This is a genomic window from Enterobacter sp. RHBSTW-00175 (assembly GCF_013927005.1).
Lineage (GTDB): Bacteria > Pseudomonadota > Gammaproteobacteria > Enterobacterales > Enterobacteriaceae > Enterobacter.
On the sequence record NZ_CP055930.1, the window covers coordinates 1106098 to 1119459 of the forward strand.

A 13362-nucleotide genomic window follows, 5' to 3' on the forward strand; every position below is an offset into this window, starting at 1 on the left:
AAGCACCGATTTCTTTGCGGGCCGCGGGGATTGATAAGGGGGCCGCGGCGGCCCCCTTATCCCGTTCACGTGTTCTGAACGAATTATTTTCTGCTGATATTAAGGTGAACGGAACCCTGCACCGTGCTTCACTGACAAGCATTACTCACGCGGAGCCGGTTTTTTTCCCGGAGGTACTGCTTATTATGTCTTAGAAAGAGTACGCCACACCTAAACGGAAACGGGTCTGGCGCTCATCGGTATCTTTCACGCCCACGTTACCCACTTCAACATAGGGTGCCCAGTTTTTATCCCATTTGTATGCCAGCTTGGCGTTATATTCGTTGGAGTAATCTTTATTATTATTACGAATCATACCTTCCGAACTTTTCGCGTAAACATAGTTCAACTCAGTGCGGAAATTGCCCATTACCCAGCCAACCCAGGCATCACCACGGTTTACTTTATCATCGTCCTTATTTGAGCTTGATGGATAACGGGTATATTCATAACGGTAACGCGCCGCAACGTAGAACCCATTATCGAAGCTATATTGCAAGTGCAGGTTCGGTTTATAAATAGTTCGGCTGTCATTACTCTCAATCGTAAACGCAGGTGTCAACGAGATATTGTCCGTTGCTTTCCAGCGCCAGCTAATCTGGTCTTCGTGGCCGTTACCCACCACATCTGCAAATGGCTGGTCGGCCTTATCGCCGCCAGATTTCCATTTCGCCTCAACCGAAAAACCTAAGCCGTTTTCAAAACGATGTGAAACAGATACGCGATCTGCGTTCGAGCCGCTATCGATGTATTCATGACGTAAATCAACAGTAACAGCCTGAACTGCAAAAGACGCACCGACAAGGGAAGCAAGAGCCAGAGATTTCTTAAACATGAAAAACCCTCAATTGAAATAACGTTTCGTTTTTATGGAATTGCAGTTTATTTTTTTATAAACGTAATTTCAGTGACAAAGATCGTAATTATTTGTTTCATTTTTTTTGGCAAGGATCGACGTGAACCCCGTCAACAAAAAAGGGGCTTTAAGGTGAATTTTTATGGGAGAGATCACACTAAAAACTTAGCGGGGAATATAATTCGGCGTGCAAGTATTAATGATAACTTTAGATTTACCTGAAAAGGGTAAAAATATGATTCTTCATGTCAAAAAAAAACCTCCAGGCAGGAGGCTTTAGTGTCGGGCTGATGGAATATTACCTTTCGATCGCTAGCGCAACCCCCTGCCCACCACCGATACACAGCGTGGCGATCCCCTTACGGGAATTACGTTTCATCATTTCGTGGACCAGTGACACCAGGATCCGGCAGCCGGATGCGCCGATCGGGTGGCCAAGGGCTATCGCCCCGCCGTTGACATTGACGCGCAGCGGATCCCATTCCAGCATTTTGCCTACCGAAATGGCCTGAGCCGCAAAGGCTTCGTTCACTTCGATAAGATCCACATCACTGAGATGCCAGCCCGCGCGCTCCAGGCAGCGACGGGTCGCATAGACCGGTGCGATCCCCATTAAGGCCGGGTCAACACCTACGCTGGCAAATGCCTTGATGCGCGCCAGCACGGGTAAATCCAGCTCCTGGGCTTTGCTTTCACTCATCATCATCACCGCTGCTGCACCGTCATTTATAGAGGATGCGTTCCCGGCGGTCACCGAGCCCAGGGTTTCAAATGCGGGATTCAGCTTTGCCAGCCCTTCGGCGCTGGCATCGGTACGCGGCTGTTCATCCGTGTCGACGACAACAGATTCACCGCTCTGTCTAAGCGTGCTGACGGGCACGATTTCATCGCGAAACCGCCCGGAATCGATAGCCGCACGGGCTTTTTGCTGTGAGCTTAGCGCGTAGGCATCCTGAAGCTCGCGGCTGATGCCGTACTCCCGCGCCAGGTTTTCTGCCGTCACGCCCATGTGGTAGTCATTGAACGCATCCCACAACCCGTCATGCACCAGGCTGTCGATAAGCTGGCTGTTGCCCAGCTGCGCGCCGGTACGGCTGTCGGTGAGGACGTGCGGGGCGCGGCTCATGTTTTCCTGCCCTCCGGCAATCACCACATCCGCTTCACCACACTGTATCGCCTGGGTAGCAAGATGCAGCGCTTTCAGGCCAGAGCCACAGACATCGTTGATGGTAATTGCAGACACGGTATTCGGCAGGCCGCCTTTGAGCGCCGCCTGGCGCGCAGGGTTTTGACCGGCACCGGCAGTCAGCACCTGACCGAGGATCACTTCGTCGATTTCATGCCCGGCGATCCCGCTGCGTTCCACCAGTGCCTTCACCACCACGCTGCCCAGATCAACGGCAGAATAGCGCGACAGTGCTCCCTGAAAACAGCCGATAGCCGTACGCAACGCACCCACTATAACGACATCTTTCATCACGACCTCTGTATAAAATGACATGACGATAGTAGAGGATTGTTATCAACAATTGACGCAATTGTTTAAAAAAAGTGAGTTTAGTCACAGGATTAGCGTGCATCCTGCAAATACTGGCGCAGCCAGCTTCCGGCGACGCCTGGCGGGGATCGTTTGTTCCACAGCAGATCAATCCCGATCGCGCGCGGCCAGCCCGTTACGTTCAGCTGCACCAGAGATTTTGATGCCGCAAACTCATCCACTAGCGCGCATGGCAGCGCACACCAGCCAAAGCCCTGCACCGCCATACTCAAGAGTAACAGGTAATTGGGCGCTGACCAGACCGGCCCCCGCGCAAGCGTTGTTTCCCGCTCAAGATAGGTACTCAGGCGCAACTCGCGCCAGCCGTGAAGTTCGTCAGCCTGTGTCTCATGTTGCGCAGCAAGGGGATGGTCGGCAGAAACATAGATTGCCATCCGGGTCTGCATGGGCAGCCGGGTGACACCGATATCGGTCGGGTAGCCGTCGCGCGCTTCCGTTAGCCCGACCTGCGCCCGCTCCTTTTGCAGCAGGTCGATAACATCCTCTTCCTCGCCGATCAGACATTCGAATTCCGTATGGGGAAAACGCTGGTCGAACTGTTTCATCAGATCTTCCAGCACGTCCGGGTTCAGCGTATCGGAAAGCACAAATGTCAGGCGCGCTTCGGTTTGCGCCGTCAGCGACACCGCCAGCTCGTCGAGCCGCGCGCTGGCCGCAAGAATGGATTGCACATAACCCAGCACTTGCTCGCCCTGCGCGGTTAATACAGGCTGACGCGCCGAACGGTCAAATAGCTCAAAGCCCAGATCGGCCTCAAGATTGGCAATGGAGGTACTGATGGTGGACTGGCTTTTACGCAGCCGACGTGCGGCAGCAGAAAACGAACCGGCGGCAACCGTTTCGACAAACGCGGTGAGAGCTTCGGGTGAATAGCGCATGAAGTATCTATTTTATCGATGGATACCATCTTTTATATATCATCTTTAGCGATAAAAATAGGCCGCAACAACGCCCATTCTGGCGAATTAATGAGGTCACTATGCAACATCAGGATGCACTCCAGCGTAAGCTACCGGAGCGAATCTTCCATGCGGTCTGTTTTGAAGGGATTGCCACGGCGATCCTCGCCCCGACGGCCGCGTGGTTAATGCAACGTTCAGTGGTTGAAATGGGCGGCCTGACCATTATTCTGGCCACCACGGCGATGGTGTGGAATATCATCTATAACTTTGGCTTTGACCGTTTCTGGCCTGTACAGCGGGTGAAACGCACGGCCAAAGTCCGCGCCCTGCACGCGTTAGGATTCGAATGCGGTTTTATTGTGATCGGCGTAAGCATCGTGTCTGCCGTGCTCGGTGTCACGCTGCTTGAGGCATTCACACTGGAAATAGGTTTCTTCCTGTTCTTCCTGCCCTACACCATGTTCTATAACTGGGCGTATGACACTCTGCGCGAGAAAATCATCAAGCGTCGCCAGCAACGACGCGCCCTGGCAGGCTAATTCTCCACTGGCCGGACCCCCGCTCCGGCCAAACCACTCAGAAGCAACGGCGATCTCCTCTCATAATTATGGTAAATTGCACTCCTTTTTGTTCGTTTTATAGTTGATGCGTTGCTCTAATGTCGAAAATTTGGTCAAAAGAAGAGACTCTCTGGAGTTTCGCCCTCTATGGCACTGCCGTGGGCGCAGGAACCTTGTTCTTGCCCATTCAGATCGGCTCCGCAGGCGCCATTGTCCTGCTTATTACAGCCCTTGTGGCTTATCCGTTAACCTACTGGCCGCACAAAGCGCTGGCGCAATTTATCCTGTCGTCGAAAACAAAAGGCAACGAAGGGATCACCGGAGCGGTGTGCCACTACTACGGTAAGAAGATCGGTAACCTGATCACCGCGCTCTATTTTGTCGCCTTCTTTGTGGTGGTGCTTATCTACGCGGTGGCGATTACAAACTCGCTCACCGAACAGCTGGCGAAGCGCATGACGGTCGACCTTAGTGTGCGGGTGATGGTGAGTTTTGGCGTGGTGCTGGCGCTGAATCTGATCTTCCTGATGGGGCGCCATATCACCATTAAAGTGATGGGATTTTTGGTCTTTCCGCTGATCGCCTACTTCCTGTTTTTATCGCTCTATCTGACGGGTAGCTGGCAACCTGAGCTGCTCACAAGCCAGATGGCATTCGATCAACATACGCTGCACCAGGTATGGGTTTCTATCCCGGTGATGGTTTTCGCTTTTAGCCATACCCCGATCATCTCGACGTTTGCGGTCGATCGTCGCGAGAAGTACGGTGAAGCCGCCATGGGTAAATGCAAAAAAATCATGAAGGTGGCGTACCTGATTATTTGCCTGAGCGTACTGTTCTTCGTGTTCAGCTGCCTGCTTTCCATTCCACCGTCTTACATTGTGGCGGCGAAAGAGGAAGGGGTAACGATTTTGTCGGCGCTGTCGATGATGCCCTCTTCTCCTGCCTGGCTTGGGATTTCCGGCATTATTGTCGCCATTATCGCGATGTCGAAATCGTTCCTCGGCACCTATTTTGGGGTGATTGAGGGAGCGACGGAGATAGTGAAGTCGTCGCTGAATCAGGTGGGGGTGAAGAAAAGCCGCGCCTATAACCGTGCGGTTTCCATCCTGGGCGTGTCGCTGATTACCTTTGTGGTGTGCTGTATTAACCCGAATGCGATTTCAATGATTTACGCCATCAGCGGCCCGCTGATTGCCATGATTTTGTTTATTATGCCGACGCTGTCGACGTATTTGATTCCATCGCTGAAGCAGTATCGTTCGGTGGGGAATTTGCTAACGTTGATTGTGGGGGTGTTGTGTGTGTCGGTGATGTTTGTGGGGTGATTCGAGGAATGAGGATGCAGGCTGTTCCGTTCACTTCTATTCCGGTATAACATTTATTCTTCACAGCCCGTGAACGGGAAAAGGGGGCCACCGCGGCCCCCTTTTCAATCCCCGCGGCCCCGCAACAAAATCGGTGCTTCGCACTTCGCTCACCTCCCGACCCTCTGCCTGCGGTCGGCTCAACTCGACATCCTGTCTCGATTCGCCTCTGGCCGCCATCCATGGCGTCCAGACCTTGTCATCCGGTCTCCGGCTCGCCGATTTTAGCGGGGACTCAACACCCGTGCCCCTTTCCGGCCGCAGTGTAGGTTGAGGTGATGCCAGTCCGGCAGAAAATCGCCGAGGCGTTTCACCGTAGCCGGGGCGACGCGCAGGGATGCGCGGAGAGGGCGTGACCTGCATGGATGCAGGATCTCGCCCGACCCGAAAGCGAAGGGGAAAAAGCCGAGGGAACCGCGAAGCGGCGATTTTCATGGCCGGGAGCCGGGATTGTTAAGGGGGCGGCGATAGCCCCCTTAACACGTTCACCGCAGCGGGATAAACAGGTAGCGGAGAAGCTATAGCGAACGGAACGCTACCACCGATCGTGCAGACGGTGGAACATCACGCCCGAATATCGTCATACTCTCGCGTATTATCAAACTCATGCTTCGCGAACGGGCACAGTGGGATAATCTTGCGGTTCTCACCGCGCATCTTCTCCACCACTTTCGCCACCAGCTGCTTACCGACGCCTTGCCCCTTCAGGCTCGGGTCGACATCGGTGTGCTCGATAATGCTCAGGTGCTCGCCGGTCGGGACAAACACAATCTCGGCGACCTGATTTCCGTCTGCATCGTTCACATAAAACTTGTTATGGCCTTCCAGAATATCCATAGTTCCTCGCTTATTTTTGGCGATACTTCAGCGCACCGCTCGGGCAGGTATCAATCACACGAATAACCGTTTCTACATCCACTTCATCCGGGATGATCCACGGTTTGCGTTTCAGATTGAATAGCTTAGCGCTACCGCGCACACAATTCCCTGAATGTTCGCAGATCCCGGTGTTGAAGTAGACATCAATTTTGTCCCCGGTATAGGCCCGGTAACCTGCGTCCAGTAGTTCTTTATCCATGACATTGCCTCTGTAGTTATTATGGTGCTAAACAAAGCATAGCCTTGTGGGATCCTGATGGCTATCCACGCAAAAAACGAAAAGCCAGCTCACAACTCTGTTTTTGTCAGATTGCACGTCACATTTCCCCATGTCAGGCTCCGCAAATATCTCATTTTTGTATTTCAGCCGCAGGACATATGAAACGCAGACTCCCTTTTCAGGTGAAGCTTTTTTTATCTCTGGTGTTCTTTTCCTGTCTGCTATTAGTGCTGCTGGGTGCGATTCTGTTCCATTTTATCGACCGACAGCTGCACCATGACCTCGGACAGCGTGCGCGCGTGCAGGCCAGCGAAATAGCCCTGATGCCGGGGCTTGCCGATAAAGTCGCTGCCAGAGATATCAGCGGCATTGCCCGCTTAATTCAGCCTTTACGCGCAGAAAGTGATGCCAGTTATATTGTCATCGGGGATATCCGCGAACAGCATCTGTATCACTCAGAATCACCTGAACGCCTTAATTTACCCATGATTGGTGGGGATAATGCCGAGGTCTTAAAGGGAAAAACCATTATTTCCGTACGTAAAGGCGGGATAGGTGTTTCATTACGTAGTAAAGCCCCGATATTTAATGCACAACATCAGGTGATCGGGATTGTCTCGGTGGGTTATCTGACGTCGTACATTGCTAATATTAATGCCCGCATCCTCTGGCAGTCGGGCTTATATGGCATTGGACTTTTGCTTCTGCTGTTTATTTTTTCCTGGCTGTTTACCCGTAATCTCAAAAAGCAGATGTTCCGCCTGGAGCCCAAAGATATTGCCCAGCTGGTTCTGCAACAAAAAGCCCTGCTTGAAGCCATGTACGAGGGCGTATTTGCGGTAAATGCTGAAAAGCAGCTGATTTTAATAAACCGGGCGGCGCGAGAACTGCTGGATATTCGCCAGAGCGAAAAAGAGCTTATCGGCAAACCGCTCGATGAGGTGTTGCAGACCTCACCCGGTTTCTTTTCACAGCGCTATACCTCAATAAGCAGCGGTAGCCACGATCAGATTGCCGTCCTTAATCATCGGGAAGTGATCGTTAACCGCGTGGCAATGGAGGTTGAGGCGGGTGTCGAAAGCGGTTGGGTGTATAGCTTCCGCGATAAAAACGACATTAACACCCTCAGCAGCCAGCTGAGCCAGATAAAGCGTTACGCTGACAATCTGCGCATTATGCGCCATGAGCAATTAAACTGGACCGCTACCCTCGTCGGGTTGTTGCAGATGAAGCATTATGACGAGGCCATTCGCTACATTCAGGCCCAGTCCGATGGCGCGCAAAAGGTGCTGGATTTTGTCTCTGCCCGTTTCACGTCGCCGGCATTATGCGGGTTGCTGCTGGGGAAATACGTCAGCGCACACGAAAAAGGCGTTGAACTGCTTTTCGATCCTGCCTGCCAGTTAACCCATATGCCGTTAACGCTCAACGAAACAGAGCTGATGTCGGTTATAGGCAACCTGCTGGATAACGCCGTGGACGCCACGCTAAAAGCCTCCGTACCCGCCGCAGTGGAACTCTATATTTCGGACAGAAACCAGGAGCTGCTGATAGAAGTAGCCGACCGGGGCTGCGGCGTGGACGATGCCATGAAGCCGCATATTTTCCAACAGGGATTCACAAGTAAGCCCGACACCGGCAACGAAATAACGGGCTCCGAGCACGGTATCGGTCTGTTTCTGGTGGCAGGATATATTGATAAGGCCGGTGGCAATATTGAAATCACCGACAATACCCCGCAAGGCACTATTTTCACGGTGTTTATTCCATTTAAACCTTCCGTTCGACAGGGCTAACACATGACTACTACCCGGGCAATTGATGTCGTCATTGTTGAGGACGAACCTCACCTCGCCGAGCTGCATCGTGAGTATATTGAGCAGAATTTCCATTTGCGCGTTGTCGGCATTGCCCCTTCGCTGGAAAAGGCGCGTGAGCTGATTAGCCGCCATCAGCCACGGTTGATCTTGCTTGATAACTATCTTCCTGATGGTAAAGGCGTGAACTTAATCGACAGCCCGCTGCTGAAGAGTTTTGAGTGCTCGGTCATTTTCATCACTGCGGCCAGCGATATGCAAACCTGTAGCCATGCTATGCGCAGCGGCGCGTTCGACTACCTGATAAAACCGGTCTTTTTCCAGCGCCTGCACGCCTCGCTTGAGCGGTTTTTGCGATTCGTCCACACCGTGCAACAGGTGAAAGTGGTGGACCAACATGCGCTGGATCGCCTGTTTAATCTGCCTGCGGCAGAGTCCTCCCCGGCCCCTTCCACAAAAGGGATTGAGCCCAACACGCTGGAGCGCATTAAGCGCTTTTTCACGGATAACCCTGAAAGCAATATGTCTGTAGAAGAGGTGGTAGAAAACGTGGGCATCAGCAAAACCACGGGCCGCCGTTATCTGGAATACTGCGTGGAGAGCGGTTTTATTAGCATCGAAATGTTGTACGGCAATATTGGCCATCCAAGACGGCTATATCGCAAAGCACCCGCCAAAGAATAAGCCGTAAACCGGGTGGTGTTTTGCGGATTTAATGGTGTTAATTGCCGAAACAACGCCGACAATCACACTTCGGAAGCGGGGCTTTCGCCCCCCTATTGTCTGATGTTCCCCATACGCTATGTTGACCATTAGTTCCTCAAATGTAACTAAAAGGTTAATTATAATGTCGAACACTTTCCGAATTTCTCTGCTTACCGCTACTGTACTGATCTCTACGTCTGCAATGTCTGCTTTGCCGCAGGGCTATCCTGCCGAGTATCAAAAAGTCGTGGATGCTGCGACCAAAGAGGGAAAAGTGGTGATTTACTCCACCACCGACACCAAAGCCGCCGGGCCGCTGATTGAGGGCTTCGAGAAAACCTACCCGGGCATTAAAGTTGAATATAACGACATGAACAGCACCGAGCTGTACAACCGTTTTATCAGCGAACAAGCCTCCGGTGGCAGCAGCGGTGATGTGGTCTGGAGCTCCTCAATGGATACCGCACTGAAGCTCGCTACCGACTATGCGCAGGAGTACAAATCCCCTGAGCAAAGCCAGTTACCAAAATGGGCAGTCTGGAGCGATAAAGCCTACGGCACCACCTATGAGCCAGTGGTCTTTATCTACAACAAACGCCTTATTCCTGCGGCCGAAGTACCGGATTCACACGCGGCGCTGGCTAAACTTATCGCCAGCCAGAGCGATAAATTCAAGAGCAAAGTCACCACCTACGACATCGAAAAATCCGGGCTGGGCTTTATGCTCTCCGTTCAGGATTTCAAGGCAGATCCTAACTACCTGAAAACCCTGGCTGATATCGCCAAAGGCGGTTTAGCCGTGCAGTCTTCAACCGGCACGATGATGGAAAGGGTATCGTCAGGTGAAAACCTGATTGGCTTTAACATCCTTGGCTCCTACGCTGAAGCCCGTGCGAAGAACGATCCGTCACTGGGCATCTCCTATCCGAAGGATTACACCCTGGTGTTATCGCGCGTGTCCTTTATCAGCCAGCAGGCGCAAAACAACAACGCCGCGAAGCTGTGGCTGGACTATGTGCTGTCAGAAAAAGGGCAAAGTATTCTGGCGAATCAGGCTGATATCCCGTCCATTCGTAACGATATCGAAGGCAAAAATGATATCGATGGCCTGACCAAAGTGCTGGGCAGCGCGCTGAAACCGATCCCGGTTGATGAAAGCCTGCTGGAATACCTGCAACCGAAAAAACGTCTGGACTACATCAAACAGTGGCGCGAAGCCGCAGCTAAATAAGTCCGGTCATAGCGCGGCGGCTCTGCCGCGCTCCTTCACCTGATGTCGTTGTTCTGGGTTCCAGTACCAGGGATACACTATGAATACATTACACAGAAAGTGGCAAAGCCTGCCTCGCGGCGTAGTGGTGTTGATAACCGCTCTGGTTATCTATGTTCCGCTGTCGTTCATCGTGATACAGAGCTTCTTATCGGCTCCCTTTTTTTCTCCGGCTAAAGAGTGGAGCTTTGAATCATTTGGATTTATTTTCACCGACCCCGACTTCTATAAAGCACTCAGAAGCGGCTTCATTCTCGCGTTCGGTCTGGTCGTTATCGCCATTCCGCTTGGCGGGGTACTGGCGTTTCTGATGGTCCGCACCGACTTGCCTGGCCGGCGTCTGATTGAGCCGCTGATCCTGGTGCCGATTTTTGTGTCGCCGATGGTTCTGGGCTTTGGCTATGTGGTCGCCGCCGGGCCGGTTGGTTTTTTATCTCTGTGGGCGCAGTCGCTGATTGGTTTTGTGCCCTGGAATATCTACGACATGTCGAGCATCGTGGTCATCGCTGGCCTGACGCATGTTCCGCACGCGTATCTGTATATTTCTTCTGCGCTGCGAAGCGTGGGTTCTGATGTAGAAGAAGCCGCGCGCACGGCGGGGGCTTCTCCCTTGCAGGTCATGACCTCCGTCAGCCTGCCGATGGTGCGTCCGTCTATTCTGTACGCCATCGTGTTGCTGTTCTTCCTCGGGCTGGAGGTGTTTGGCCTGATGCTGGTGCTGGGCGATCCAGAAGGCAACATGGTGCTGGCAACCTACCTGTATCAGCTGACCAACAAGCTCGGCACACCGTCTTATCACCTGATGGCGGCAGTGGCCGTGGTGCTGATTTGTATCACCATCCCACTGGTCATGTTACAGCGTCGCCTGATGCGCACTGCCAACCGCTTTGTGACCGTGAAAGGCAAAGCGTCACAGGCGCGCGCGTTGCCGCTGGGCAAATGGCGCTGGGTGGCAGGTGCCGTGGTGGCGTTCTGGCTGACCGTGACCATTGGCGTTCCACTGCTTGGCGTGGTGTTACGCGCATTTATCTCAAACTGGGGGGTGGGAGTATCTCTCTGGGATGAGCTTTCCCTGAGCACCTTCCGCACTATCTGGGCACAACCAAACCTGCTGCGCGCCATCGTCAACTCGATGTCTATCGGCGTGATTGGCGGTGCGCTGGCGGTGGCCTGCTATCTGTTTGTCGGTATCGCCATGCACCGCAAACCGGACAACACCACGCGGTTCCTCGATTACAGCGTGCTGGTGCCACGTGCGGTCCCGGGCTTGCTTGCGGGTCTGGCTTTCCTGTGGGTGTTCCTGTTCCTGCCAATGTGGCTGGATAACTCACTGAAATCAGGATGGCTTTCCGGGTTTGCGTGGTCAGACTGGATGCGTGAACATCTGATTGTCTGGTTGCGTTCATTACGCAGCACCATCTTCAGCGTCTGGCTGGCCTACACCGTGGTGTGGATGGCATATGGGCTACGGCTTATCTCCTCAACGCTGCTCCAGGTCGGGCCTGAACTTGAAGAAGCGGCGCGCAGCACAGGGGCAACGCGCGGGCAAATTACCCGTCACGTCACCATCCCGTTATCACGCTACGGTCTTATTGGCTCATGGTTGTTGATGTTCCTGATCTTTGAACGCGAATACTCAACCGGTGTGTACCTGCTTTCGCCAGGTACGGAAACCATAGGCTCGATGCTGGTTTCCCTGTGGGCGGCGGGTGCCATTGATATCGTGGCTGCGCTCTCTTTTATTAACATCCTGCTGGTCGTGGTAGGTCTGGGCATTGCCCTTCGCTTCGGAGTTAAATTACATGATTGAATTAGCGGTCGAAAATCTGCACTTAACCTACGGCGACAACCCGGTGTTAAAAGGGGTTTCCATGAACCTCAAACGCGGCGAAGTAGTTTCCTTGCTGGGGCCATCGGGCAGCGGCAAGACCACATTGCTGCGCGCGGTTGCGGGCCTGGAAAAGCCGACCCAGGGTTCGATTGTCATCGGCAAAAACAGCGTTTACAACGGCACACCGCGCAGTGAAATCCCGGCAGAGGAACGCAACCTGGGGCTGGTGTTTCAGTCCTACGCCCTATGGCCGCACAAAACCGTTTTTGAGAACGTGGCATATCCTTTAAAGCTGCGTAAGGTCCCAGCGAAAGAGGTAACCCAGCGCGTTCAGGATGTACTGGATCAGCTCGGCCTGGGCCATCTGGGTAAGCGCCACCCGCACCAGCTTTCCGGTGGTCAGCAACAGCGCGTGGCGATTGGCCGGGCGCTGGTCTATAACCCGCCGGTGATCCTGCTGGATGAACCGCTTTCGAACCTGGACGCCAAGCTGCGCGAAGAGGCCCGCGTGTTCCTGCGCGAGTTGATTATCAAGCTCGGCCTGTCGGCGCTGATGGTCACGCACGATCAGAATGAAGCAATGTCGATTTCCGATCGTATTCTGCTGCTGAACAACGGAAAAATTGAGCAACAGGGTACGCCGCAGGAGATGTATGGCTCGCCGAAAACGCTGTTTACCGCCGAGTTTATGGGCAGTAACAACCGCCTGCATGGCAAAGTGACCGAAGTCCGCGACGGCAAAGCGCACATTGAAGGCAACGGCTGGAGGCTGTGGGGCCAGGCGGCGGAAGGCGTGAAAGCAGGGAGTGAAGCCACGGCGGTTATCCGTGTGGAGCGTGTAGCAGTGGTGGACGGCCCGGGAGAAAACCAGCTTGAGCTGCCGTTACTCACCAGCATGTATCTGGGGGATCGCTGGGAATATCTGTTCCGTACCGCGGGGGATGATTTTGTGATCCGCGCCTATGGCCACGACGTTCGGGATCCGCAGCACTGCCATTTGTCGTTACCGGAAAAACACGTCTGGATCTTCCCTAAAGGGTGATGAAAACCTGACAGTGCCCGGTGGCGCTTCGCTTACCGGGCCTGCAATACCAACGTCGGGTAAGCGAAGTGCCACCCGACACAAACGCGTGCTACCGCTTATGGCGTAACAATATTGAACCAGAAATCAAAGGTATCCAGGCAATGCGGGTTCCAGATAACATTGCCCTCCTCGCCCTTGATCATTTCCTGCGAAAGTGGCGCAATAACCCCTTTGCACTAACACGCATTTTCAGTTTCATAAATCCTCGATAGATAATAATGAGTGTCGAAGAAACAAAGCTACCACCTGCATGTTTTATACCCCATCGCTAATA

Annotated in this window: 12 protein-coding genes; 7 read left to right on the forward strand and 5 right to left on the reverse strand. The window is 53.2% G+C overall.

All coding sequences use genetic code 11. The annotated features are described in order from the left end of the window. Window positions 1-190 precede the first annotated feature (190 nt). From HV107_RS05165 to HV107_RS05175, 3 genes are all read right to left on the reverse strand, one after another. A complete protein-coding gene (locus tag HV107_RS05165; RefSeq protein ID WP_182062315.1) occupies window positions 191-874 on the reverse strand; it encodes an oligogalacturonate-specific porin KdgM family protein in 684 nt (227 codons plus the stop codon). Between the two features lie 319 nt (window positions 875-1193). Continuing rightward, window positions 1194-2372: an acetyl-CoA C-acetyltransferase gene (locus HV107_RS05170; RefSeq protein WP_182062316.1), complete on the reverse strand. Its 1179-nt coding sequence runs from the start codon at window positions 2370-2372 to the stop codon at window positions 1194-1196. 92 nt (window positions 2373-2464) lie between these two features. Then, window positions 2465-3331 carry a LysR family transcriptional regulator gene (locus tag HV107_RS05175; RefSeq protein ID WP_182062317.1) on the reverse strand — a complete coding sequence of 289 codons (867 nt, stop codon included), beginning with the start codon at window positions 3329-3331 and terminating at the stop codon, window positions 2465-2467. A 101-nt stretch (window positions 3332-3432) separates the two neighbouring features. On the opposite strand from HV107_RS05175, the gene HV107_RS05180 reads away from it, so the two are divergent. Both HV107_RS05180 and HV107_RS05185 read left to right on the forward strand, forming a co-directional pair. Next, window positions 3433-3894 (forward strand): multidrug/biocide efflux PACE transporter, encoded by a 462-nt coding sequence (locus HV107_RS05180; RefSeq protein WP_182062318.1) that lies wholly within the window; start codon window positions 3433-3435, stop codon window positions 3892-3894. A gap of 119 nt (window positions 3895-4013) precedes the next feature. Beyond that, on the forward strand, window positions 4014-5243 hold the full coding sequence (locus tag HV107_RS05185) for an amino acid permease (protein WP_182062319.1): 1230 nt from the start codon (window positions 4014-4016) through the stop codon (window positions 5241-5243). 603 nt (window positions 5244-5846) lie between these two features. Here the strand turns inward: HV107_RS05185 and HV107_RS05190 are convergent. Together HV107_RS05190 and yjdI are read right to left on the reverse strand one after the other, a co-directional pair. Then, entirely contained in the window at window positions 5847-6119 is a 273-nt protein-coding gene (locus HV107_RS05190; RefSeq protein WP_014071634.1) for a GNAT family N-acetyltransferase, read from the reverse strand. A gap of 10 nt (window positions 6120-6129) precedes the next feature. After that, the gene (gene yjdI / locus HV107_RS05195) at window positions 6130-6360 is read right to left on the reverse strand and encodes a 4Fe-4S mono-cluster protein YjdI (protein ID WP_182062320.1); all 231 of its coding nucleotides are present in this window, start codon (window positions 6358-6360) and stop codon (window positions 6130-6132) included. 179 nt (window positions 6361-6539) lie between these two features. On the opposite strand from yjdI, the gene HV107_RS05200 reads away from it, so the two are divergent. The 5 genes from HV107_RS05200 to HV107_RS05220 all read left to right on the forward strand — a co-directional run bounded on the left by HV107_RS05200 (window position 6540) and on the right by HV107_RS05220 (window position 13046). Then, window positions 6540-8177 (forward strand): sensor histidine kinase, encoded by a 1638-nt coding sequence (locus HV107_RS05200; protein WP_182062321.1) that lies wholly within the window; start codon window positions 6540-6542, stop codon window positions 8175-8177. 3 nt (window positions 8178-8180) lie between these two features. Then, on the forward strand, window positions 8181-8882 hold the full coding sequence (locus HV107_RS05205; protein WP_182062322.1) for a response regulator: 702 nt from the start codon (window positions 8181-8183) through the stop codon (window positions 8880-8882). Window positions 8883-9045: 163 nt separating this feature from the next. After that, entirely contained in the window at window positions 9046-10134 is a 1089-nt protein-coding gene (locus tag HV107_RS05210) for an ABC transporter substrate-binding protein (protein ID WP_182062323.1), read from the forward strand. Between the two features lie 79 nt (window positions 10135-10213). Beyond that, entirely contained in the window at window positions 10214-11983 is a 1770-nt protein-coding gene (locus tag HV107_RS05215; protein WP_182062324.1) for an iron ABC transporter permease, read from the forward strand. Then, complete coding sequence (locus HV107_RS05220) at window positions 11976-13046, forward strand: ABC transporter ATP-binding protein (protein WP_182062325.1); 1071 nt, start codon at window positions 11976-11978, stop codon at window positions 13044-13046. Before HV107_RS05215 ends, HV107_RS05220 begins: the two co-directional genes overlap by 8 nt. Window positions 13047-13362 lie beyond the last annotated feature (316 nt).